The organism is Streptomyces sedi (assembly GCF_006335015.1).
Classification (GTDB): Bacteria; Actinomycetota; Actinomycetes; order Streptomycetales; family Streptomycetaceae; genus Streptomyces; species Streptomyces sedi.
Map to the genome: position 1 here is coordinate 210609 of NZ_VDGT01000004.1, position 23723 is coordinate 234331.

The window sequence follows — 23723 nt, forward strand, 5'->3', positions numbered from 1 at the left end:
GGCGCGAAAGGCCAGAGGGAGGAACCATGCGGATCACACAGCGCGGGGAACGCTTCACCGTCGTCGACGACTTCCTCGACGACGAGGAACTCGCCGAGCTGCGCGGGGTGGCGGAACGCTCCGCGTTCTCCGACGCGGTGAACTCGACCGTCTCCGTCATCCAGGCCGAGGACGGCGCGGCCCGCCGCGGTCGCCGCACCGTGGTGCGCGGCGCCACCGACGGGCGCACGGCCGGCGACCCGGCGGCGTACGCGCGGATCCTCCGGCTGGTCGCCGACGAGCCGGCCACCTTCGGCGTCCCGGGCGAGGACTGGGACAAGACGGGGTTCACGTTCTGGAACTACCCGGCCGGCTCCCGGCTCGGCTGGCACAGCGACGCGGGCGGCGGGCGGCAGGGCTCCTACATCCTCTTCCTACACACGGAGTGGCGCGCCTCCTGGGGCGGCGAGACGCTGCTGCTCGACGAGGACGCGTCGAAGCCGAGGGACGGCCTGGACCCGGCGGACGTCGCCGGCTGGGTCCGCGACTCCGACCGCGTCCCCGTCGCCGTGCTGCCCCGCCCCAACCGCCTGCTGTATCTGAGGGCCGGCACCCCGCACCAGGTCAACCGCGTCGACCCGACCGCCGGCCTGGTGCGGACCAGCCTCACGGGGCACGTCTGGAAGAAGCTGCCGGAGAGCGTCACCGAGTCCCGCGCCAGCTTCCGCCGGCTGCTGGGCGCGCTGGACGGAAGCGCGGCGCCGGAGGCCGGACGCGGCACGTCATGACGGGAGGGAGCACCGGCCCGCTGGCCAGGGCGCTCGGCGCGGTCTCCTGGCGCGGCGAGGTCAGGGGCCCGGTCGAACGGCGGCTGGCCTGGGCCCTGATCACGCTGTACGTGGCCACCGGGCTCTCGTTCTCCGTGCTGGTGGTGTACATGCTGCACCAGCAGGGGCTGAGCCCCGCGGTCTACGGCCTGGGCGCGACCGTCGCCGCCGTGCTGGGGCTGGTCGCCGGCCCCGCGATCGGCACGCTGGCCGACCGGGTCAACGGCTGTGTGCTCTACGCCTGTCTGATGTGGACGATGGCGCTGGCCACCCTCGCGCTGACGGTGGCCTCGCCGCTGGTGGCGCTCGGGCTGCTCGGCGTCCTGGTGATGAGCGCCAGGGGCAGCGCCGCGATCCTGGCGGCGCTCGTCGGGCGCGCGGTGGAACGGGAACGCCGGCTGCGTTTCCGGGCCGTGGTCAGGGCGATGAGCAACGTCGCGATGATCGTCGGCCTCGGCCTCGGCGCCGTGGTGCTGGCGCTGGACAGCGGGCCGGCGTTCCGCGCCTCCTTCGTGCTGGAGGGGGTCGCGCTCCTCGTCGTGGGCTTCCTGGTGTGGCGGCTGCGCCATCCGGTCGCCGCCCTGGAGGCCGCCGCGCGGGAGGCCGAGGAGCCGGCGCGGGCGGACGGCGAGGAGCCGGCGCGCGGCGTCCTGCGCGACCCGCGCGTGGTCGCGCTGATGGTGACGGGCTGGCTGTTCTTCCTCGCCGAGCCGATGCTGACGATCGCCGTCCCGCTGTGGGTGGGCGCCCGGATGGACGTGCCGCTGTGGATCGTCTCGGTCGCGCTGGTCGTCAACACGCTGGGCGTGGTGTTCTTCCAGGTCCCCGTCGCGCGCCGGGTCACCACCGTGTGGCAGGCCGCGCGCGCGGCCCAGTGGGGCGCGGCGCTCTTCACCGTCGCCGCCGTCATGTTCCCCGTCGCGGCGTTCGCCTCGGACCGGGCGGGCGTCGCGGCGGCGCTCGGCGCGGTGGTGCTGCTCGCGGTCGCGCTGGTCGGCGGCAACATCCTGACCAACGTGGGCTCCACCGGGCTGCTCTACGAGATCGTGCCGCAGCGCTCCTACGGGAAGTCCCAGGGGGTCTACGGCATGGGCTTCGACGTGGCGAGCCTGACGGCGCCGGCGCTCTTCGGCTGGTTCGCGGCCGGCGGCGGGCCGGCCGGCTGGTACGCGCTCGGCGTGCTCTTCCTGGCCAGCGTCCTCCCGGTGCGGTGGGTCAGCGCGCGCACCGCGGCGGCGAACGACCGGGACAACGAACGGGATCCGGCCGCGACGGACGTCTCGGCGGCCCCGGCCGCCTAAGGAACGGGAGGGTTTTCCCACATGCTTGACGAGCGGGACGTGACCGAGCTTCTGCTGCTCCGCGGAGCGGAACAGGAACAGCTCTTCGCACGCGCCAGGGCGGCGCGGCACAAGGTCTTCGGCGACGGCGTCGTGGTGCGCGGCGTCTCCGAGATCACCAACCAGTGCCGCGTCAACTGCGACTTCTGCCCCATGCGGCGCGACAACACGCGCCACAACAGCGACTTCCGGATGGACGCGGAACGGCTGGTCGACACCGCCGCCTCGATCCGGGCCAGCGACATCGACGTGGTCTTCTTCCAGGGCGGCGAGATCCCCCAGACCACCCGGGTCGTCGCCGAGGCGATCCCCGGCGTCCGCGCCCTCTACGGCGACCGGGTGGAGATCCTGCTCAACCTCGGCAACAAGCGCCGCGACGAGTACGCCCGGCTGCGCGAACTCGGCGCCACCAGCTACATCCTGAAGTTCGAGACCGGCGACCCGGAGCTCAACCGGCGGATGCGCCACGAGTCGCTGGAGTCCCGGCTGAAGTGCCTCACCGACCTGCTGGACCTCGGCTACCGCGTCGGAACGGGCTCGATCGTCGGGCTGCCCGGCCAGGACGTGGCCGCCGTCGCCCGCGACCTGGTCCTCGCCCGCGACCTCGGCGTCCACATGGCCAGCGTCGCGCCGTTCATCCCGGCCCCCGACACCCCGCTGGCCGCACACCCGCCGGGTGACGTGGAGCTGACCCTGAACGCGATCGCCGTCTCCCGGCTGCTCGACCCGAGCTGGCTCATCCCCTCGGTCAGCGCGCTCTCCAAACGCGCCGACGAGGGCCAGTACCGGGGGCTGCGCGCCGGCGCCAACGTGATGACCGTCAACTTCACGCCCGACGAACAGCGCGACCGCTATCTGATCTACGGGCGCGACCGTTTCGTGGTCAGGCGCGACTACGCCGGCGAGGTCATCGCCAGGGCCGGACTCACCCGGAGCGGCTCCGTCTTCCTCGACGCCGAACCCGCCGAGGTAGGGGAACCCGCCACCCACGGCAACCCGCCCGCCACCGCCGCGCACCGCGCGCCGGGGGTGGCGTGATGCGACCGCTCTCGCGCCATGTGCGCAGCGTGGACGACGTGCTGGACCTCCTCGACGGGCTCTTCCCGGCCAACGCCGACCGCTGGACCACCGCCGGCGGCGTCGACTACTGGGACCAGTACTACGCGGACCGGGAACGCGAGGTGCCGTTCTTCGTCAACAAGCCCGACGAACACCTCGCACGCTACGTGGAATCCGGCCGGCTCACCCCCGGCCGCGCCCTCGACCTCGGCTGCGGGCCCGGCCGCAACGCGGTCTATCTCGCCTCCCACGGCTTCCAGGTGGACGCCGTCGACATCTCGCCCGACGCCCTGGCCTGGACCGGTGACCGGGCGCGCGAGGCCGGCGTGGAGGTCGGCCTGCACCGGGGCGACGCGTTCGCGCTCACCCGCGCCGAACTGACCGGCCCCTACGACCTGGTCGTCGACTCCGGCTTCTTCCACCATCTGCCGCCGCACCGCCGCATCAGCTACCTCCAGCTGCTGGAGCGGACGTTGGCCTTCGGCGGACACCTGGTGCTGGCCGCGTTCGCCGCCTGGGCGCCCGGCTCCGGCTCACCGGTCCCCGACCCCACCCTCTACCGCGACGGCAAGCTCTACGGCGGACTCGCCTACACCTCCCAGGAGTTGCGCTGGATCTTCGCCGGCCTCACCGAGCTGGAGATCCGCTCGCTGCGTGAACAGCCGCCCGAGGCCCCGTACTACGGGCCGCCCTTCCTCCTCGGCGGCCTCTTCCAGCGGGACGCCGAGACCCTCACCCTCCCCTGAGCGGGAACCGGAGCGCGCATATGAACAATCCCTATGAATCCCAGCCGCCGCGCGCCTTCTGGCGGACCGCGGTCGCCGAGCCGGGGCCCGAGGGCATCGGCGACCTGTGGCGGCCCTCGTTCACCCTCGGCCAGGACGAGCCCGTGCTGACCGTCGGCTCCTGCTTCGCCGCCCACATCGGCCGCGCCCTGCTGGAGCACGGCATGTTCTGGCACGACGCCGAGCCCCCGCCGCCGGGACTGACCGCCGAGGAACGCCGACGGCGCCAGTACGGCGTCTTCTCCTTCCGCACCGGCAACGTCTACACCGCCGCCATGCTGCGGCAGTGGGTCGCCTGGGCCCACGGCGAGAGCGCGCCGCCCGAGGAGTCGTGGTCGGAGGACGGCCGGCACCGCGACCCGTTCCGCCCCACCGTCGAACCCGAAGGGCACGCGAGCACCGAGGAGATGCTGGCCGCCCGCGCCGCGACGCTCGCCGCGATCCGCGAGGCGGTCGCCGACGCCTCCTGCATGATCATCACCCTCGGCCTCACCGAGGCGTGGCGCTCCCGGCACCACCACGCCACCTACCAGCTCTGCCCCGGCGTGCGGCACGGCGTCTTCGACCCGGAGGAGCACGAGTTCCACCAGCACTCCTACCCCGAGGTGCACGAGGACCTCACCGCCGCCCTCGCCCTGCTGCGCGCCGCCAACCCCGCGCTGCGGGTGGTGCTCACCGTCTCGCCCGTGCCGCTCACCGCGACGGCGACCGACCGGCACGTGCTCGACGCGACCACCCAGGCCAAGTCGGTGCTGCGCGCCGTGGCGGGCCAGGTGGCGGCCGACGACGCGCTCACCGACTACTTCCCCGCGTACGAGATCATCAGCGGCTTCCCGTTCCGCGGCGCGTTCTTCCAACCCAACCTGCGGTCGGTGACCCCGGAGGGCGTCGCCTTCGTGATGAGCCACTTCGTCGGCCCGGTCACCCGGCGCCCGGTGGCGGAACGTTCACCCCAGCAGGCCGCACGGAGCGGAGAGGCATACTGCGATGACGCACTCCTCGACTACTACGGCCCCCACCGGACTTCCCGCCGGACCCCCCGCGAGATTCCTGCTGCTGGGTGACTGCCACGCCGGACCGATCGGCCGCGCCGGCCGGGCGATGCGCGTCCCGTTCCACGGCGGACCGCTCGGCGTCGGCCGGGACTTCGTCACCGACTTCGCCCGACTCACCGACGGCCGGCTGACGTTCCGCGGCCCGCTGGCGCAGAAGCTCTACCGGGACCACCTCGCGCGCTTCGGCGCGCGGGAGTTGGGCGAGGTCCCCGTGCCGCTGGTCTCCACCTTCGGCTGCGCGCTGACCTCCCTCGCCGGAGTGGAACTCTGGCGCGTCCACCGCGTCGGCGACGGCTTCCCCGAGGGCTTCCCCGACGGCTTTCTGGAGAGCCCGTTCTTCCGCACGCTCGCGCGCGCCCTGACGCGCCACGCGCTGGAGTTCTACCGGCACGCCGTCGAGGTCAGCCCACGCGTCGTCGCCGTGCTGCCGCCGCAACGCGTGCCGGAGGGCGCCGACCCCGCCGTCTTCGCCGCGCTCCAGGAGACCGTGCGCGAGGCGGTCGAGGAGTGCGGCGCCGAGATCGTCGACCCGCGCCCCAAGGCCACCGACGAACACGGCCGCCAACGCCCGGAGTTCAGCGACCCCGACTCGCCCCTCCACGGCAACGTCGCCTTCGGCCGGCTGATCGTCGCCGACCTGCTCGACCGGGGACTCTGAACGCGACACCCGCCGCCCACCCCGCGCCCCGAGGACCCCGAACGCGACACCCGCCGCCCACCCCGCGCCCCGGGAACTCCGAACGGGACCACCCGCCGCCCACCCCGCGCCCGGAGGAAGGAACGACCGTGCACCCAGCAGCCCGCCCCCCGGGGGCGCCCGAGTGGCTGACCCGACTGGCCGCCCCGCTCGCCGTGGAACCCGCCGCGCTGACCCGCGCCCTGCCGGCCGGCGGCGTCCCGTTCCGCCTCGTCCACGACTGGCACGCCCGCGCGGTGCTCCCCCTCCTCGCCGAGACGGAGCCACCCGAACCGGTCTACGAACCGCTCCGCCGACTACACGCGGAGGCCGCCGAGGGGCGGCCGGCGCCGGAGGCCGACTGGCGCGCCGCGCTCCACCCCGCGCTGCTCACCCTCCACCGCGCCGCGTTCCCCCACGCCGAGTTCCACGCCAAGGCCCACGCCACCGCCCTCGCCGACGCCACCGGCCACGGGCGCGGCCCCGACGAGGCACGCCGCTTCGCCGACAACACCGCCCGCCGCATCGCCGACACCGACGCCCGCTGCTTCGCCGAGGCCCACGCCCTCGCGCTCACCCCCGCACTGGCCGCCGCCTACGCGGCCTCCGACCCCGCCGCCTACACCGCCACCTTCCCCACCGCCCACGTCAACGCCTACCTCGCCGCCCACCGCCACCACGCCCCACCCCGCCACGGCCACCGGCCCCCCGCCGCACGCCTGGCCACCGCGCTCCTGGAACTGCTCGACGGCGCGGAGGGGTGAACCCCAGCGGACAAACCGAACCGGCCCGCCGCGGACCTTCCGCATCCCCACGCCGCACTCAACCCCCGACGCCCGCGCCGCGCAGTCGCACCCCGGGCCGCAGCCGCTCCGCCCCGGCGCCGAGGAGGCGCACCTTCGCGCCGTGCGGCGGATCGAGCACATCCACCCGCCGCCGGCCTCAGGAGACGACCTCGCCCCGGCGCGCCCACCGCACCTCGACCCCGGGCGGCACGCCCCCCGCTCCGCCGGCCGCCCCCTCGGGCAGCACGAGCACCCGCAGCGCGGGAAGGGCCCCCAGCCATCCGGCCCCGTCCGCGTTCCCCGCCGGAAGCCCCTCGCGAAGCCACAGATGGGTCAGGCGCTCGCCGTCGACGAGTTCCACCAGCTCGGCCGGGGCGCAGTCGAACGCCACCTGCACCCGGCTCCGCCCGCCGAGGCCCCGCAACACCCGCAGATGCTCCGGACGGTGAACGGTGAAGTAGACGTCCCGCTCGTCCACGTGCCGCAGCACTTCCTCGGCGTACCGTTCGGTGTCGAAACGGTGCCAGCACCAGGCGAGTTGGCGGCGTACCTCCAGGCTCGGATGGTCGCGATAGCGCGCCAGCAGCGGGATCGCCGCGTCATCGCCCGTGCGCGTCGCCGCCGCGACGACGAAAGGCGCCTCCTCGTCGCCGCACGACTCCGGCCCCGGCAGCAGCTCCAGCACCGCGCCTCCGCCCCCGTCCGCCAACCGCCGCGCCGCCGCCCAACTCCGAGGCGGAACCAGCTCGGCGGCCCGCGCCACGACCCGGGCCCGCACCGCCGGATCGACGAACCCCGCGTGCTCCAGCGAGGCCGCCGCCAGCAACGCCCCGCGCACGGTGCCGCCCTCGACCAGCCCGTCGAGAATCCGAGCCGCCTCCTCCGGCCGCCCCCGCACCACCGCCATCCGCACGACGTCCTCCCCGCTGGCCTCGTGGGCGTTACCCAGCAACAGCGGGAAGTCCCCCTCCTCAAGAAGGGCCCTCGCCCCGAGATAGTCACGGAAGGTGCCGTGCGCGAACTCGTAGCGGTCGGCGGCCGATTCCCGCAGCACCCCGGACCCCTCCACCAGGGCGTCCCACGCCTCCGCCGGAGAGACGGAAGCGTGCCCCGGCAGGGTGAGCAGCGCCCGTTCGACCTGGCGCAGCGCGTCCCGGCGTTCCACCTCCGCGACCCCGTTGCGGATCATCCAGTACGCCAGCCGCTCCAACAGCGGGACCCGCGCCCCTTCCGCGATCCCGCCCCCGCCCCCGCCCTCGCCCCCACCCGCGCCCGCGCCTTCCGCGCGTTTCCCCAGCATGTGGAGCGCGGTCTCGAAGAGTTCCCCCCGCCCGCTCGGCGGCCAGGCGCCCGCGCCCTCCCGGTGCGACGCGCACAACAGCCCGCACAGCAGCGGGTTCGTCGCCAGCCGAGCCAACCCGCCGTCCGCCCGGACCGCGGCCAGCAGCGACTCCGCGCGCCCCTCGGCCTCCCCGCCGCCCTCGACGGCACCGTGCCAACGACGGACGAAACGCGCGACCTCCCCGTGCCCCATCGGCGACAACGACACCTCGGCGAACCCCTGCTCGGCCAGCCACCCCTCGGGAACCGCCGAGGGCCGTGCCGTCACCAGCCACAGGTTCCCCGGAAACTCCCCGACCAGCTCGTCCACCCAACGACGCGCCTCCGCCCGCGCGTTCTCCGCCACCTCGTCCAGACCGTCGACCAGCAACACCCCGCGCCCCGCGCCGAGCACCCGGTCCACCCACCCGTCGGGCTGCCCGCCGGAGACCGAACTCCCCACCCGGCGCAGGAAATCCTCCGGAAGCGGAAACCGGCCCTCCCGCACGACGCGCCGCAGCGGGAGCACGAAAGGCACCCGGCCGAGCAGATACCCGGGGGTCCCGCCGAGGTCCTGCCGCGCCGCGGCCACCGCCACCCACTGCGCCAGCGTGCTCTTCCCCGCCCCGGCCCCGCCCCGCAGCAACACCCGTTCGTCCCCGGCCAACACCCGTTCCGCCGCCACCGGACCGCCCGGCCCGTCCGCCGTCTCCAGTGACACATAGGCGGCGTCCAACGGCACCCGGGGCCCCGCCGAGACATCGGGCGCCGGCACACTCAACCGCCCGTGCACGCGCACCACATGCTCGGCGTAGCGCGTCTCGAACCGCACATCCTCCGCCGCCCGGCGCGGAACCCGCTCCGCCAGCAGGCCAACGGCCGTGACCAGCCCGTCGATCCTCCGGGTCTGCTCGACCAGCGTCCGGGCGACGAAGGCCGACCGCTGACTGAAGAAGTTCAGCACGTGCAGGCAGGCGACCTCCAACAACGCGTCCAGGTGCGCCTCCACCTCGGCCGACACGTCGTCCACCGGCCGCCGCAACCGCCGCGCCAACTCCCGGTGCCCGAGCGCCACGGCCTGCACATCGTCCATGTCGAGATCCCCGAGGCTGTGCAGAGACCGCACCAACGCCTCGACCAACTCCCGCCGCCCGTCCTCCCCCGGCGCCTCGCGCGGCCCACTCGCCTCAAGGAAACGCCGCACCAACTCCCCGGCCAGCTTCCGCAGCTCCCGCTCCGAAAGCGTGCGCCGCTCCCCGCGGAACGAGACCAACGACGAAACCCGCACCGGCCGGTCCACCACCCCCGCCCCGACCCCGTCCCGCACGAACAACTTCCTGACCAGCGGCCCCACGACACCGGCCGCGACACGGGCGGAGGCGGACGCGATCTCCATACCGCCAGATGCTAGGCGGTTCCCCTCGCACCACCCACCGCCCCGGGCCCCGTGGAGGCAGCCGCCGCGACGAACCCGTCCCACGCGACGGCAGCGCCGCGGGCGGGCCGTCACCGCGCCGCCCCGACAACCGATCCGGGTCACCCGCCGCCGGGTTCGGGGCTCCGTTCCAGCCGCACCACCGCGTCCGTGGTGCGGCAGAGGGCGTCGACGGCTCGGCGCAGCGACAGCCAGGACGCGGCCCACAGCAGGACCCCGGCCGGGGCCGCCGGCCACCACCACGCGCCGAGGAGCACGAGCGCCCCACTCCACACCAGGGCCTCACACGCCGCGCCGTAAGCGTCGCGGGCGGTGCCGGCGGCGCGTGCCCGTACCGACTCCCGACCGAGTTCACCGGGCGGCGCCCACCGGTCGACCCGCCGGGCGATCAGCCGCCGGCCCAACGGCATCAGCCACCAGGGCCAGGCCCCGGACGCGAGCGCTCCGACCGCGTCGGCGGCGACCGGCACCGCGAACGAGGCCGCCACAGCGACGGCCGCCAGCAGCAGTAACGAGGCCAGGCCGTCCGCGGTCCGGTCCCCGGCCGGGCGCAGCGTCTCCGTGAGCCGTTCCCGTGCGAGACCCACGTCACCGGCGTCGCCGTGGCCGAGCTGGCCGCCGCCCACGAACGCGAGCATGACGAACAGCGCCGCCGGCAGCAGCCGACGCAGCAACCACCGGTCCGGTATGCGCGTGTGCAGGTCGCTCAGGAGCCCGATCACCTCGCCGCCACCCTCAGTCGCCCACTAGACGCATCGCTCGATCCGTCAGAACGCAGCACGCATCGTCTCGGCTCACTCCAGGGGTGATGCCGTGCCACTCTCCGGCGACGACGTCGCGGACGACGCGCTGGCCCTGCTGCGCGAGGCCGCGCCCGCGCCTGACGAACCGACCGACCTCGGCAGCGTTCTCGACGTCTTCTGGACGTTCTGGCTGCGCCGCCAACGTGCGGACGACCCCGACGCCTCGCGGAACCTCATGGTCGCCCTGAGTACCTTTGGCCATCTGTGGCCACGGTTGTCGGAGGGCGCACGCGGCCGGCTCCCCGAGGCGCTCGTCGATGCCTTCGAGCCGGACGCTCCCTCCCACGAGGCCCGCTTCGCCGGCGTCGTGAGCGCGGCCCACGCGGCGGCGGGCGCGGGCACCCGGGAGCGGCTGCTCGCGTTGGAACGGGCCCTGGCCTGGGCGGACCACGCCACGGAGCGATGGCCGCGGTACCACGAGGAGTTCCCCGAGCTGGTGCTCCAGATCCTCGGGCTCCAGCTGACCCGCTTCCTGCTCGCGGCAGAGCCCGAGTTCCTCGCCACCGCGGCTCGCCACGCGGCCGTGGCGTGCGAGCGGCTGCGTCACGACCTCTCCACGCACGAGGCCGTGGCCCCGCCGGGGGGCGTGCCCGCAACTTCCCTGGGCGCCGCGGACCGGGCCGTGCTCGTGGCCCTCGACACCGTGGTCAGCGCCGCGTGGCTCCTCGGCGAGCCCTCCCTGACGGAGGTCGAGCGGCTGGTGGAGTCAGCTCCGGCGGCCGGTGCCGTCCCGGAGATCGCCGCGAAGCTGCGCGCGCTGCGGGAGCGGGAGAGCGCGCCCGCCGGAGGACTGGAAGACCGGGACCTCCACTTCGGAACGTTCATCGTCGCCGCGGGCGTGCGCGGACAGGACCCGGACGTGCTGACCCGCGGCACCGAGTGCCTGCGCGCGGCGCTCGCCAGCAGCCCGGCCGGCCACGAGACGCACGGCGCCGCGACCGCGATGCTGGGTCAGGCGCTTCTGGCACTCGGCGGGATGGCGACGGAGCGCGGCGACGCCTCCGCGGCGAGCGAGGCCCTGGGCGAGGGGACCGCGCTCCTGACGGCGACCAACGACATGGCGGGGGCACTCGACGCGGAGGACGCGGAACTCGTCGGCGCGTTACGCGAGTTTCTGGAACTGCCCGACGAAGACGCGGCCGCAATGCCGCTGTCCCGGCGTCTCGTCGAGACGGTGAGCGAGCGGGAGACGCGTCGGGGCGATCCCCCGGACATCGACCTGGAGGTTCTCGCCCTGGCCTCGGGGGGACTCTCCGCCGACTCGCTCTCCGCGGAACGGGTCGACCGGTTCCGGCTCGCCGTGGCCGGGCTTCCCGCCGAGCATCCGAAACGCCACGCCTACGTCGCGGTGCTCGCCGCTCTCGTGGGCTGCCTGGCCCAGAGCCGGCAGCGGGACGACGCCACCGGCGCCGCCCAACTCGCCGCCGAGGCTCGTGACCTCGTCGAGGAGGCGGCAGCCCGAGCCCCCGCAGACTTCGCGCCACTCGGGCTACTGCGGCGCGGACAGTCCGAGCTGGCCCTGGGCGTCGCCCTCGCCACGGTCGCCGCCGACCTGGCGGGGGCGGGCGCGGAGGAGGAGTCAGCGGAGCAGCTGACGCGGTTGACCGACATGGCCTCGCTCCTGTCTGACATGGAAGACAACGACTCCGGCGTTTCCGAGGACCTCGACTCCTTCATCGCCCGACTCCGCACGCTGGGCCCGGCCTTCGGCGACGACCCCTCCGGCAGGGCGTGGTCCGCCGCGTCACTCGGCGCCGCGCTCGCCGCCCGCGCGGCCGAACGCGGCGACTCGTCGAGTTCCGAGGAGATCGCCGAACTCCTGCGATACGCCAGCGAGCACGAGCCCGAGATCGCCGCCGATCCGGAGTTCAGCCGCATGTTCGCCCACGCGCTCAACTCATCGGCGCTGAGGGACTTCGACGCGGAGAAGGCCCGCGAGGCCGCCGTGCTCCTCGCCACGACACGTGCCCAGGAGAACGCGGAGCCCCCCGCAGAAGAGGGGTTGGTCGACGAGCTGGACAGGGCCGTCCTGACCACGCACACCACATTCCACAACGCCCTGCAGAACTACCTCCTCGGCTTCGACCCGGCGGAGCTGCGCCGCGTCGAGGCGTTGGCCGAGCGTCTGAAGGAACTCGGCAGGGAGACGGACGCCCGGGACACCGCGGCCGGCCGCCCGCTCCGCTACCACCTCATGGGCGAGTACTACGCCGGCCTCGTCGAGACGATGGGCCCGGGCGGGCCCCGCTCCGACGTCTCCGACGAACTCGTGGCCCGCTGCCGGCGTTCCTTCGAGGCATGTCCCCCCGAGAACGGGCACCACTTCCTCTTCGCCAGCACGTTCCTGCGCGTGCTCGTGCAGCGTGCCGTCACGGTGCGGGGTCGGGGCGACGAGGCGCGCGCCGGAGACATGCTGGACGAGGCCGAGCGGGTGATCCGTTCGGTCGGGGACCGGGCCCCCGAGGGCTGGGCCGCCACCATGCGCTTCTTCATGGGGCGCCTGGGCGGCGGCGACCGGCAGGCCGGCACGGATACCCCGAGCCATCAACTCCCCGCGCAGATACGCCATCTCGTCGGCGTGCTCGACTTCCCGACGGGCGACGCCCCCGCCGACCCGAGCACTTGGCGGGACCCGGCGACTCCCGCGTGGGTCCGGGCGAACGGCGCGCTCGCCCTGGCGGCAGCGGCGGTCATGAGGGAGGAGAGCGTCGACCGGGCGCTGGCCCATCTGGAGACAGCAGTGGACGCGATGGCCGCCGTCACGGACCGGGGCAGCGACCAGGCGTCCGCCGAGCACGCCCTGACCTCCTTCGACGGCGACATCCGCGGCGTGGCGCAGCTGATCCTCGCGCGGATCGCCCTCGGCCGAGGAGCCGCCGAGATACCCGGCATCACGAGCGCGTTCGAGAATCTCCTCCACCGCGTCGACAAGGCGGGCGAGCCGGGCGAAGCCGGAGGAAAGGGCGGCCCGAACGACGGACTGCTGCCTGATCTCGCGGCGCTCGGCGAGGCGCTGCGCGCCGTCCACCCGGAGGCCCCTCTCACGGGCCCGGAGATCGACCGCACCGCCGAACTGCTGGAACGCGGACGCGGCCTCCTGCTCGCACGCCGAATGGAGGCCCGCGTCGACCTGGGCGAGTTGCGGGCCAACCACCCGGAGCTGGCCGGTGAGTTCGAACGGCTCACCGACCTGTTCACAGCCGTCCCGACGGCCGCGCCGAACACGTCACCGCCGGGCCAGCCCGAGCGGGAGCGACTGGCCAGGCTGCGCGCCTCGCACGAGTTCGACGAACTGGTGGCGCGCATACGCCAGCAGCGCGGCTTCGGAGACTTCCTTCGCCCCCTCTCGGCCGAACGCATCCGCGCGCTCGCGGGCGACGGCCCGATCGTGGTACTCAACCACGCGCACGGAAGATGTCAGGCCATCGTCGTGACACCCCGTTCGATCGTCGCCCTCCACCTGCCCGCCGAAGCGGAGGCCGTCACCGACACGGCCCGACGGCTTCGCGAGGCACTCGACGTCATCCACGCGCGGGGAGCGGAGCGTCCCTCACCGGCACGACTGGTTGCCGCCGGAGCGACGGTGCGCGAGGTGCTGGCCTGGACCTGGCACGCCGTCGTCGGACCGGTGCTCGAACTCGTCGGGGCCGACGGACCGAACGCCGGCGACGGGGTCTGGCCACGGCTGTGGTGGATGCCGACAGGAGCCTTCCACGCCCTACCGCTGCACGCCGCTGAGTGCTCCGCACCCGACTGCGAACGCGGCGGCTGCGGGGCCGCGCTCGAATCGGTGGTGTCCTCCTACGCCCCCGGCTTCCAGACCCTGGCCTACGCCCGCAGCCGCGCGGCACACCGCGCAGAACACCGCGCGGCCCATGCCGCCGGCGCCATGGGCCATGCCACCGCGCTTCTCGTCGCGGAACCGGAGGAGCAACTGCCCGGCGTCGCCGCGGTCGCGGACTACGCCGCCGAGTCGCTCGGCGCACCCGCGCCGCTGGTCGGTGCCGCCGCCGACCGCGACACCGTCCTCGCCGCACTGGGCGGCACGTCGTGGGCGCACTTCGGCTGCCACGCGGCCACCGACCCGTTCGAGCCGTCGGGCGCTCGACTTCACCTACCCAGCGGTGAACAGCTGTCCGTCCTGGAGATCTGCCAAGCACGCCCGGAGTCGGCCCAGTTGGCGTTTCTCGCTGCGTGCGGTACCGCACGCAGCGCGGAGCGGCTGACGGACGAGGCCCTCCACGTCACCAGCGCGTTCCTCCTCGCCGGTTTTCCCACCGCGGTGGGCACCCTGTGGGAGATCGACAGCGCCCACGCGGAACGCGTCACCCGGGGCTTCTACCACCGCATGACGGGCCACGACGCACCCACCGCGGCGTACGCCCTGCACGACGCGGTACGAGCCCTACGCCGAAGGAGCCCCGATCGCCTCCACGCGTGGGCCGCCTACGTTCACGCCGGCGTCTGACGCGACGACGGCCGGCTACGCGGTCCTGTGGAGTCCAGCCTGCTTCTCTCAGGACGCGATCGGTCTTGGGCGACCATCGCCCCGCTGCGGTCGGTCACTCCTGTTATGCCGAACTGGTCGAGTACGTGGCGCGTGACGGGCAGATTTCTTTCGGAATCTGGTGTTTCGGGTTGTCCTCGGCGCGGACTTCCACGGCGGCCATCGTTCCACCACGTGGGTCGACTCCGGCGTTGCGAGCGTGAGAGAGCGCTTCGGCCTCACGAGCGCGTCGGGAGTGGTCTGCGGAAAGCCCTGCCGGGCGGCCTCTCATCGATATCCGACGATGAGTTTGTCCAGTGCCTGATCCCCGCTCTCGGCGAAGAAGTCCACCGCGTCGCGGCCACGAAAGATCGACCCGTCCTCGGCCATCCCCAGGAACAGGTGCCCTTTGGCCATTTCTCCGATGGGGTAGACGGCGGTACCAGCATATTCGCTCATTTCCTCGAAGATGTCGGATTCCCACTGGCCTTCCAGCGGGTTGATCGAAAAAGGTAGGAGAGCTACCTTGGCGCCCGCACCGGTCAGCGCGAATGTGAGGCCGCCGAACTCGGCAAGGAACGCCCGTACTTTCTCGTGTGCCGAGAAACCGTCGCTTTCCCTGAGGGTCCTCTCCCATTGCTCCGTGGCTACGCGGCGCTGTGGAGTCCAGCCTGCTTCTCTCAGGACGCGATCGGTCTTGGGCGACCATCGCCCCGCCATGGTGTTATCCGTCATCAGGTCACTCCTGTTATGCCGAACTGGTCGAGTACGTGGGCGCATGATGGGCAGATTTCTTTCGGCACCCCGTGTTTCGGGTTGTTGGCCGCGCGGACTTCCACTGCCGCCATCGTTCCACCTCGTGGGTCGACTCCGGCGTTGAGGGCGTTGGTGAGTGCTTCTGCTTCGCCGCATCTACCGTGCTGGTTCCCCTGGAGTGCTTCGCGGACGTCTTGCGGGACTCTGTCGTACGCCGCCTGGACGTCCGGGTGGAGATTGTGGTCGCCGCCGCCCTTGATGCTGGCGCCGGTGAAGGTGTGTTGGTTGCCGGCGGCGTCGGTGACGGTGAGGCCAGCCGAGCTGGTGGGGCGGTTGAATTTATTCGCACCTGGCCGGGCCCGTTCGAGGTTGGCCCGGTCGCGTGCCGCGGCGAGGGCGCGTTCGCAGTCGGGGGCGAGGCCGAAGGGGTCGACCTCGTGCATGGGGTTGGCGACGTATCCGCGGGGGTTGGGGCCGGGGGCCAGGCCGAGGGGGTCGAGGGTGGCGTACTGGCCGGTGTCGGGGTCGTAGTGGCGTTGGTAGTTGTAGTGGAGGCCGGATTCGGGGTCGGCGTACTGGCCGGGGAAGCGGAGGGGGCAGTGGGCGCGTTGGGCGTCGGGCTCGGTGCGGGGGGCGCCCCAGACGGTGGCTTGGTGATGCCAGGCGATCTCGCCTGTCTCGTCGACGAGTTCAGTGGGGGTGCCGACGAGGTCGGCGACGATGCTGTAGAAGCGTTCGTCGACCCATTCCTGGGGGCGGTCCCCTGGGGCGACGCTCTCGATCTGGGTGACCGGGGTGAACCGGTCCTGTTCCCAGTCCCAGACGGTGCGATGGATGTCGCCGTCCGGTGTGGTCTCGGTCTGCTCGGCCGGTGTGAAGCGGTCCCAGTGGAACCGAGTCTCGGACTCGACCGTCTGGCCGTCGGCTGCCATGCGGCGTTTGGCGACGCGGCGGCCGAAGGGGTCGTACAGGTAGGTCCAGCGGGTGCCGTCCGGGGTGGTCACCGCGACGAGTCGGTCCTGGCTGTCCCAGGTGTAGTGCCAGACGTCGGCCTTCCGCGACAGCCGTTTGCGGCGGCGCACGACGACGCGCCCCTGGGCGTCGTGTTGGTAGCTGATGTCGGAGCGCGAGCGCCGCCCCTCGTTGCCGGCGCCCACCAGCTCGGCGTCGGCGAGGTCCCCGGCCGCGTCGTAGACGTAGCGTTCCGTCCATCCTTCCGCGCGCACGCCGGTGATCCGGCCGCGGTCGTCGAGGTCGATGGAGCGGTCGCCGCCGAGGCGGTCGGTGATGGCGTTGACCGGCCCGTCCGCGCGGTAGGTGTAGGCGCGGTGCTGGAGGGAGCGGGCGGCGGGGCCGCGTTCTGAGTGGAGGGTCTGGGAGGCGAGCTGTCCGGCGTCGTTCCAGGTCTGGCTCACGCGGGAGGCGCCGACGCGGCGTTCGACCTCGTGGCCGTTGTCGTCGTGTGCGAAGGTCATGCGCCTGCCGGCGCTCGCGACCGAGGTGGGCTGGTCGCGGTCGTCGTATTCCCAATGGCTTTGGTGCCCCGACGGAGTGACGCGTCGGACGCGGCGGCCCCGGGTGTCGTACTCGGAGCGCACGGTCGCCCCGTTGCAGGTCTCGGCGAGGATGCGACCCAACGGGTCGCGTTCGTAGTCGAGTTCGACACCCGGGGCGTGCACGTGCCGCACCTGACCCATCGGGTCGTACGCGAAGGTGGTCCGGCCCTCCGGGGCGTGCTGTTCGAGGATCTTCCCTCGGTGATCGCGGGAGTAGCGGATCGTCTGGCCGGCGGCGTTGACCCGTTCCATCAGCTGCCCCGCGGCGTCGTGGCGGTAGGTCTGGGTGCGCCCCCCGAAGTCGGTCTCGTGTGTCAGTCGCCCGACCGGGTCGTAGGCGTAGCTCCAGGTGGCGCCGCTGCCGTTGGTGACCTCGGTGACGCGCAACTCGCTGTCGTAGGCGAAGCCCAGGCGGGTGCCGTCCGGGTTGATCCTGCTGCTGAGCAGGTCAAGGCCGTAGTAGGTGAACCGGGTCGCCGCGCCGTTGGGGGCCAGGTGTTCGAGGAGGTTGCCCTCGCCGTCGTAACCGCGGCGCTCGGTGCCGCCGTCCGGGTGGACGCGTTCGGTCAGCAGGCCCTCGACCGTCCAACGCGATCGGTCGACGCGCCCGTCCGGCGCGACGCGGGTGGTGACCCGGCCGAACGCGTCCCGTTCCAGCCGGGTGACGGCCCCCTCGGCGTCGGTCGCGGCGACGGGCATCCCCGTCGCGTCGTTCGTCAGGTGCGCGCTGCGGCCGGCCGCGTCGGTGATGGTGACGACGGCCCCGGTGGCGTCGAAGGTGTAGGCGATCCGCCCGCCGGCGGGGTCGGTCTCGGAGGTGAGGTTGCCCCGCTCGTCGTACGTCATCCGCCAGACTCCGCCGTCCGGCTGGGTGACGCTTACCGGCCTGCCCAGGTCGTTGTTCTCCTGCGCATGGCGGGTGCCGTCCGGCTCCACGAGCGCGTTCAGGTGGCCGCTGGCGTCGTACTCGTAGGACGTGGTCCGACCCAGCGGGTCGGTCAACGATCGCAGCCGGTCGTAGCGGTCGTGGGCGCGATGGGTCTGGTGCCCCAACGCGTCGGTCTCGGTGAGGAGTTGGTAACTGTCGTTGAACTGGTGGTGTGGCCCAGCGCGTCGGTGAAGCGCGTCTGATGGGTCTCGGCGTCGTAGGCGATGCGGCTGCTGAGTAGCCCGTCCATCCCATCGGTCGCGACGCAGCGGCCTTCGTCGTCGTACGAGTACCGGTACCAGACGGCGTTGCGGTCCTGCCAACCGGTGATGCGCCGCCGCTCGTCATAGCCGAACTCGGTCGCGGACTCGGACGAGTTGAAGACCTGGGTGAGGTCGCCTCCCTCGCCGTACCCGAAGCGGCGCAGCAGCGGGCGAGCCGGATCGTTGAGCAGATGCAGCGCGGTGACCCGGCCGTCCCGCGTCGTGACGCCGACGTGGTAACCACCCTGGTGCACGACATCGGTCGGCGCGCCGGCTTCGTCGTACGCCACATCGATCCGGTTGCCGTTCCGGTCGCTGATCGCGACCAGCGGCAGCTCACCGCCCGGGCGGCCCGGCACGGGCGCGAAATGCAGGCGCTCACCCGTTCGCGCACGCTTCACCACCAGAGCCGAACCCGGCCCACTCTCCCAACGCAACGGCCAACGCGGACCCTCGACCGGGAGAACGCCCTCCTCCAGGTCCGGGCGCGGGTAGTCCAGGATCATGCCATCGTCGGTGACCAGCCGCAGACCAGCCGGATCGAGCAGCAGACGTTGGTCCAGCGTCGAGGTCCAGGACAGGCCGAACCAGCCTCCGGAGCGGAACCGCGACCTGTGGTGACGCCGGAGAACCAGCGGCAGTGCGCCAGGGAGTTCGACGTCCGTCTCACTCATGACCATCTCACCGGTGGCCATGTCGATCGGGTCCGTGCGGCAGACCAGGTCATCCGCGCCGCGACCGGAGCGCCGCAGGCTGCGGCCGAGGCCGAGTGCGCCCTGGCGCAGACCACGCAGGCCGGTCGATGCCGCACCTCGCAGTCCGCGGGCGAGTCCGCCGAGGGTGGTGAGTCCCTTCATGCCGGGGATGCAGTCAAGTGCCGCAAATGCGACGTCGAGGAGTCCGGCTTCCCCTCTGGCGTATTTGATGAGGGTGTCGGCGAGGACGACGATCGCGGCGGCGAGGACGACCCAGGCGAGGGGGCCGCCGATGATCATGACGACGATGCCGAGGACGGCGACGACGAGTTTGCAGGCGTCGACGAGGGTGCCCCAGTTGTCGGTGGCCCATTTGATGGCCTTTTCCCACCAGCGGCGGTTCTGGATGCCGGCGTCGGAGGCCTCGTCGATGTCGCGGGCGCACTCGCGTGCGGCTTCCTCTCGCATCTCCTGGGCGTCGAGGGCGAGTTGGCGGGCGGCGGAGAGGCGTTCCTCCGCGTCGTTGACCTGGGACTGGGCGGCGCCGGCGGCGGCTTCGGCGGCCTGCTGGTCGCGGGCGGCGGCGCGGACGTCGGCCTCGTCCGGGGGGTCGACGTTGTCGCGTTCGCCTTCGCGTTGGAGGCGTTCGGCTTCGTCGCCGGCGCGGCCGACCCAGTCGGAGGCGTCGCCGAGCGCGGACTGCGCGGAGGCCAGGTCCGCCTGCGCGGTGATGGCGCGATCCAGGGCGCGGTCGGCCATGCCCTGGGCGGTCTGGAGTTTGGGCCAGTAGGTGTGCAGCGCCTGGGAGCAGAGGGAGTAGGAGTCTTCGAGTTTGGTGAGGTTGTCCGGGACGCCGTCGAACTCCCGGCGGAACGCGTCGGCAGACAGCCCGGCCCAGTCCAGCATGGCACGTTCGCCCGCCATGCCCCGGATCTTCCCCAGCGCCTCACCGACATCGTCGGCGAACTCCCCCAACTCCTCGGCTAACTCCCGGACTTCATCCGGATCCCCCGGCGTCGGGTCCCGGTCCATGTCCACCGGAGACCAGTCAGACGGTCGCGCCATGATCCCCCCAAGGCCGCTCTCCCCAGAGCGGACGAAACATTACTCAGAGAAGGCGGTGCGAGCAACGGGTAATCAACGGCGCCGAGGTGGTCGGGCGCAGGAGGGCACAAAGATCAGGGCCCACGTCGCTGACCTGGGCCCTGACCAGGGCTCGGGCCGCGTCTTGCTCCGCACCGTGATACGCGACGGCTACTACGGAACGACCGAACTGGCGAATCCCGCGATTGACCTTTGCAGCGGTCCGCACGCGTCCCTGGGCGCGACACGCGTGTCGAGGCCGAGCACCTCAATGAGACCCAGGCGGCCACGTGGCCCCTCGATACGCAGCACGTGTCGGGTGGGTCCGTCCGGCGAGGGATGCACCGCCAGGGCGAGCGGGGCGGCCGGGTCGGTGTATCCGGCGATGTAGGTGAGCAGCTGGTGTCGGTCTTCGGGAGAGACGTTCCTCTCCACGTATCCCTTGTACTTCGCGTCCACGACGAGGAAACGGGTCGCCGTAGGGATCCCGTTCCGCGAGGGGAAGGCCAGCAGAACATCGGGCCTGAACGACGGGGTCCGGCCTTTGGGCTGTCCATGCGTTCGGATGGTGCCTTCCCCGGGGTGTGCCGCTCGGCCGCCGAGCCCGGCCGCCGCGTCGACGGCCATCCGCCGGACGACGCTCTCCCACAGGACATCCAGGTTGAGCAGCAGGCTCTTCGCCGCGAAGCCGTACGGCAGCAACAGGTCGGTCACTCCGCCGCCGCCGAGCACCATGCGCGCCCAGGCGTGCGCGGCCCGGTAGTGGTTGTTGAGCCGGTTGTACTGTCCCCGAGCGAGCAGGGGCAGCGCGTCGAGCGGCTGTCGCGGGCTTGGGAACCGCGCCGCGGCGTCGAGCAGCCGCCGGATTTGTCGCGGGTCGCTGGACCGACGTGCGGCGACGGTCAGCGCGGCCCCGCACACCATGTTCTCCCACCCGCCCTCCTCGTACTCGAAGGTCTGGAGGTGAAGACGGTCGACCGCGCCATAGCATCGGGTGGCCTGCGCTTCCACGTCGAGCCGCCCCCGCAGGGCCGTGTCGGTGCGCTTCCGGCGTACGTAATCCCTGCGCAGGCCGCGGCGGAGCAGGAGACGGCATTCGTGTAGCAGAGCGGCGGGTACCAGTCCCGCGTATCCATCACTGCCGATGGGCCAGTTCCGCAGGGTCTCGTTCGGTTCGCGCTGGTTGTTGGAGTAACAGAGCCAGTCGATCAGGCGTTTCCCTTCTATAGGAAACTTGGGCTGAAGCACTAGCCGTATCCGGTCGAGCTGGAGCACTCCGACGGTGGAATTCGCCCTGAGCGCGTATCCCTTGCGGCCATCAGTGATGGTGACCACCTTGGCCGACCGGAGCTTGTCGAGGTCGGCTTCGGAGAGTCTGTCGTGTGCGACGGTGACAGACTCGTATTCCCTGAGGGTCACCTCGTGGCGGGCGGCGTTCCAGGGCATTTACCTACTCCCCGCCCGAGATGCCAGAGCCGTATTCACCAGCGGACGCCTCGCCCCCGGATTTGGCGGCAACGAATTCGTCGACCAGCATCGCGGGCAGATCCTGCGGGTTGGTCTGGACGATCCGACCGGTGCTGTCGTTCACCAGCGCACCCAGCACGTTCCTCAGAAGCTCCGGCTGCCCCAGGCAGTAGTCGACCACGAGCGGCACGATCTCGTGGTGGAACGCGTGTGAGAGCTGTTCCACGGTGACGATCGGCCGGTCGTCGGCGAGCAAGTACGCCTGGCCGAGCAAGTGGTCAGGTCCGAAGGCGGTGTCGAGTTTGGCGTTCAGGCCCTCCAGGAAGTCGGCCAAACCGAGTCCTCCGACTTCGCCGTCCAGAACGTCAAGGTCCGGCGACACGTCGAAGAAAGCGAACCTGCGTCGGATCGCGGCATCGATGTGCCCCACGCTGCGGTCGGCGGTGTTCATGGTGCCGATGATGAAGACGTTGGAAGGCACGGTCTGCTGTCGGCCGCTGGTGGGCAGGGTGACGGAGACAGAGTTCCGTTTGTCGAGTTCGAGCAGGGTGATCAACTCGCCGAGGATGCGCGGTAGATCGCCGCGGTTGATCTCGTCCACGATGATCAGGAAAGTGTCGTCGGGCGCCGCCTCGGCCGCCATGCAGACCCGGCGGAACAGCCCGTCCGTCATGACGAGATTGAGGCCGGCCCCGTCTGCCGACGTGGCCGGCTTGAATCCCTCGACGAAGTCTTCGTATCCGTAGGACGGGTGAAAGGTAACCATGGTGAGACGAGCCGCGTGTGAGTCCTGGGGAACTGCGGACAACTCGCGGAGCGCCGCCGCGCGTTCCTCTGGTGGGGACTCGATCCGATCTCCGTGCCCGGCCATGGCGAGCGCGACGCTGAGCGCCAGTCGCGTCTTGCCGGTGCCGGGCGGGCCCTGCAGCACGACCTGTCCCTTGTGCTCCAGCAGATCCCTTACCCCGCGCACGGAGGCGGGAAGTTCGGCGTCCGTCTCCGGCGCCGACTCGACGGCTGCGGTGAATCCGGCTTTGCGGCCGCCTCGGATCTCGCGCAGCAGCGTGGCGGGAACCCTGGCGAGGGTTTGCTGCCAGGCGTGCCGTGGCGAGTCGAAGAGCTGGGCGTAGGAGGTGTCCCAGTCCACTCCCACGACGTGCCGGTGTGTCTCGACATCAGGGTTGTAGGAGTACCCCTCGGCGACGGTGCCCAGCGCGAGTACCTCCGACTTGCCCCGGTTGGCGACGATCAGCTCGCCGCGTTCCAGGTCGCGGAAGGCGAGCAACTGCCGGGCGAGCCGCAGATTCCGGCCGGTGCTGTGCGGCCAGTACCGGTCAAGAGCGTTCTTGAGTTCCTGATCACTCTCGTACTGGCCGAGGCTGCCGATCTCGTCCCAGCCGATCCTGATGCGGCGGTTCGCGAGGCAGTCGTCCCAAAGGCTCGCGCGTTCCCCCGGTGCGATCTTCCAGACCGTCCGATCCCTCGGCCTCGGTGCGTGGAAGGCGTACAGGAAATCCACCACCTCGTGCGGGCGCCATCCCTCGAACTCCGGCGTCTCTCGCACGAGATGGAGCAGCTCACGATTGGCCTGCCAGGTACGGATCCTGGTGGCGTGCGGCTGATGTGGCCGGCCGCTCAGCAGCGCGGTGAAGTGGCGGACGTGGGAGGCGGAGAAGACCGGCAGATACGTGTCGGGAACGTAGGTCGCCAATGCCTTCGTGGTCAACGCCTGCCCGTAGGAGAGCGTTTCCAGCTCATCGATGCGCCCGTACGCTCCGCTGGCCGCCGCCGCGAAGGCGGTCACGAACTCGGCGCGTACCTTCGCCCAGGCCTCCTGTACGCCGAGTCCGCGCAGGGTGCTGGGCACGACTCGCCACTCACCTGTGCGGTGCCGGTACACGATGTGCTTCCCCGCACTGCCTCCACGGATGCTGCCGAGAGCGTTGGTGCCGTACTCCATCAGGCCGCAGAAGGTGTACCGCGGACCCCCCTGAGGCGTTGGTCCCAACGCATACCATTCGAGGGGAAGTTCACCCCAGGCATCGAGCGGGAACTCCTCCAGCACCCGAAGCCGTTCCTCCTCCGCACTGTCGGCGGCCCTCGCCGCTGCCTCCCGATCGAACTCGGCGATGCGCCGCGAGAGGCCGTCTCGGAATTCCCCACCCTCAGCCATGCGGGCATTCTGCCCCACCGCGCCCCCGCTGCTGCCGCAGCTCAAAGCGTCCGCGTCCGGGCTTGCTGTTCGGGAGGGAGAGGGACACGTCATCTCGATGGTGCGCGCGCCTTCGGGCTGAGGCGGTGAAGGCTCAGTAAGGGGGTGCCTCGGAGGCTCCCGGTTCTGAGTTCCGGGTTCTGAGAGCTTGGGAGCACGGGGCCCGTCACTCATGGAGCGGGCGACTCTGAAGGACGCCATGGTCAGTGCCGG

Annotated in this window: 15 protein-coding genes; 8 read left to right on the forward strand and 7 right to left on the reverse strand. The window is 72.1% G+C overall.

The window, feature by feature from the left end:
• Positions 1 to 26: 26 nt before the first annotated feature.
• From FH715_RS07610 to FH715_RS28130, 7 genes are all read left to right on the forward strand, one after another.
• A complete protein-coding gene (locus FH715_RS07610; protein WP_139642091.1) occupies positions 27 to 767 on the forward strand; it encodes a 2OG-Fe(II) oxygenase in 741 nt (246 codons plus the stop codon).
• Positions 764 to 2107, forward strand: a complete 1344-nt coding sequence (locus tag FH715_RS07615; RefSeq protein ID WP_139642093.1) for an MFS transporter — start codon at positions 764 to 766, stop codon at positions 2105 to 2107. The genes FH715_RS07610 and FH715_RS07615 overlap by 4 nt, the downstream gene beginning before the upstream one ends.
• Before the next feature lie 21 nt (positions 2108 to 2128).
• The gene (locus FH715_RS07620) at positions 2129 to 3184 is read left to right on the forward strand and encodes a radical SAM protein (RefSeq protein ID WP_139642094.1); all 1056 of its coding nucleotides are present in this window, start codon (positions 2129 to 2131) and stop codon (positions 3182 to 3184) included.
• Positions 3184 to 3951, forward strand: a complete 768-nt coding sequence (locus FH715_RS07625; protein ID WP_139642095.1) for a class I SAM-dependent methyltransferase — start codon at positions 3184 to 3186, stop codon at positions 3949 to 3951. Before FH715_RS07620 ends, FH715_RS07625 begins: the two co-directional genes overlap by 1 nt.
• A gap of 20 nt (positions 3952 to 3971) precedes the next feature.
• On the forward strand, positions 3972 to 5054 hold the full coding sequence (locus FH715_RS07630; RefSeq protein WP_139642097.1) for a GSCFA domain-containing protein: 1083 nt from the start codon (positions 3972 to 3974) through the stop codon (positions 5052 to 5054).
• A gap of 37 nt (positions 5055 to 5091) precedes the next feature.
• Positions 5092 to 5703, forward strand: coding sequence for a hypothetical protein (locus FH715_RS07635; protein ID WP_246108616.1), 612 nt, complete (start codon positions 5092 to 5094; stop codon positions 5701 to 5703).
• A 128-nt stretch (positions 5704 to 5831) separates the two neighbouring features.
• Positions 5832 to 6485: a hypothetical protein gene (locus tag FH715_RS28130; RefSeq protein ID WP_170184668.1), complete on the forward strand. Its 654-nt coding sequence runs from the start codon at positions 5832 to 5834 to the stop codon at positions 6483 to 6485.
• Positions 6486 to 6663: 178 nt separating this feature from the next.
• Here the strand turns inward: FH715_RS28130 and FH715_RS07645 are convergent, their stop codons facing one another.
• Positions 6664 to 9222 (reverse strand): NACHT domain-containing protein, encoded by a 2559-nt coding sequence (locus FH715_RS07645; protein ID WP_139642101.1) that lies wholly within the window; start codon positions 9220 to 9222, stop codon positions 6664 to 6666.
• Positions 9223 to 9362: 140 nt separating this feature from the next.
• A complete protein-coding gene (locus FH715_RS07650; RefSeq protein WP_139642103.1) occupies positions 9363 to 9983 on the reverse strand; it encodes a hypothetical protein in 621 nt (206 codons plus the stop codon).
• A 91-nt stretch (positions 9984 to 10074) separates the two neighbouring features.
• Here FH715_RS07650 and FH715_RS07655 point away from each other — a divergent pair, with 91 nt between their 5' ends.
• On the forward strand, positions 10075 to 14532 hold the full coding sequence (locus FH715_RS07655; protein WP_139642105.1) for a CHAT domain-containing protein: 4458 nt from the start codon (positions 10075 to 10077) through the stop codon (positions 14530 to 14532).
• A 306-nt stretch (positions 14533 to 14838) separates the two neighbouring features.
• Here FH715_RS07655 and FH715_RS07660 read toward each other — a convergent pair whose 3' ends face one another.
• From FH715_RS07660 to FH715_RS07675, 5 genes are all read right to left on the reverse strand, one after another.
• The gene (locus FH715_RS07660; RefSeq protein WP_170184669.1) at positions 14839 to 15285 is read right to left on the reverse strand and encodes an SUKH-3 domain-containing protein; all 447 of its coding nucleotides are present in this window, start codon (positions 15283 to 15285) and stop codon (positions 14839 to 14841) included.
• Positions 15285 to 17915: an RHS repeat-associated core domain-containing protein gene (locus FH715_RS07665; RefSeq protein WP_170184670.1), complete on the reverse strand. Its 2631-nt coding sequence runs from the start codon at positions 17913 to 17915 to the stop codon at positions 15285 to 15287. Before FH715_RS07665 ends, FH715_RS07660 begins: the two co-directional genes overlap by 1 nt.
• Positions 17861 to 19813, reverse strand: coding sequence for a DUF6531 domain-containing protein (locus tag FH715_RS28135; protein ID WP_170184671.1), 1953 nt, complete (start codon positions 19811 to 19813; stop codon positions 17861 to 17863). Before FH715_RS28135 ends, FH715_RS07665 begins: the two co-directional genes overlap by 55 nt.
• A gap of 192 nt (positions 19814 to 20005) precedes the next feature.
• On the reverse strand, positions 20006 to 21277 hold the full coding sequence (locus FH715_RS07670; RefSeq protein ID WP_139642111.1) for a 5-methylcytosine restriction system specificity protein McrC: 1272 nt from the start codon (positions 21275 to 21277) through the stop codon (positions 20006 to 20008).
• 4 nt (positions 21278 to 21281) lie between these two features.
• Positions 21282 to 23471 carry an McrB family protein gene (locus FH715_RS07675; protein WP_246108617.1) on the reverse strand — a complete coding sequence of 730 codons (2190 nt, stop codon included), beginning with the start codon at positions 23469 to 23471 and terminating at the stop codon, positions 21282 to 21284.
• Positions 23472 to 23723 lie beyond the last annotated feature (252 nt).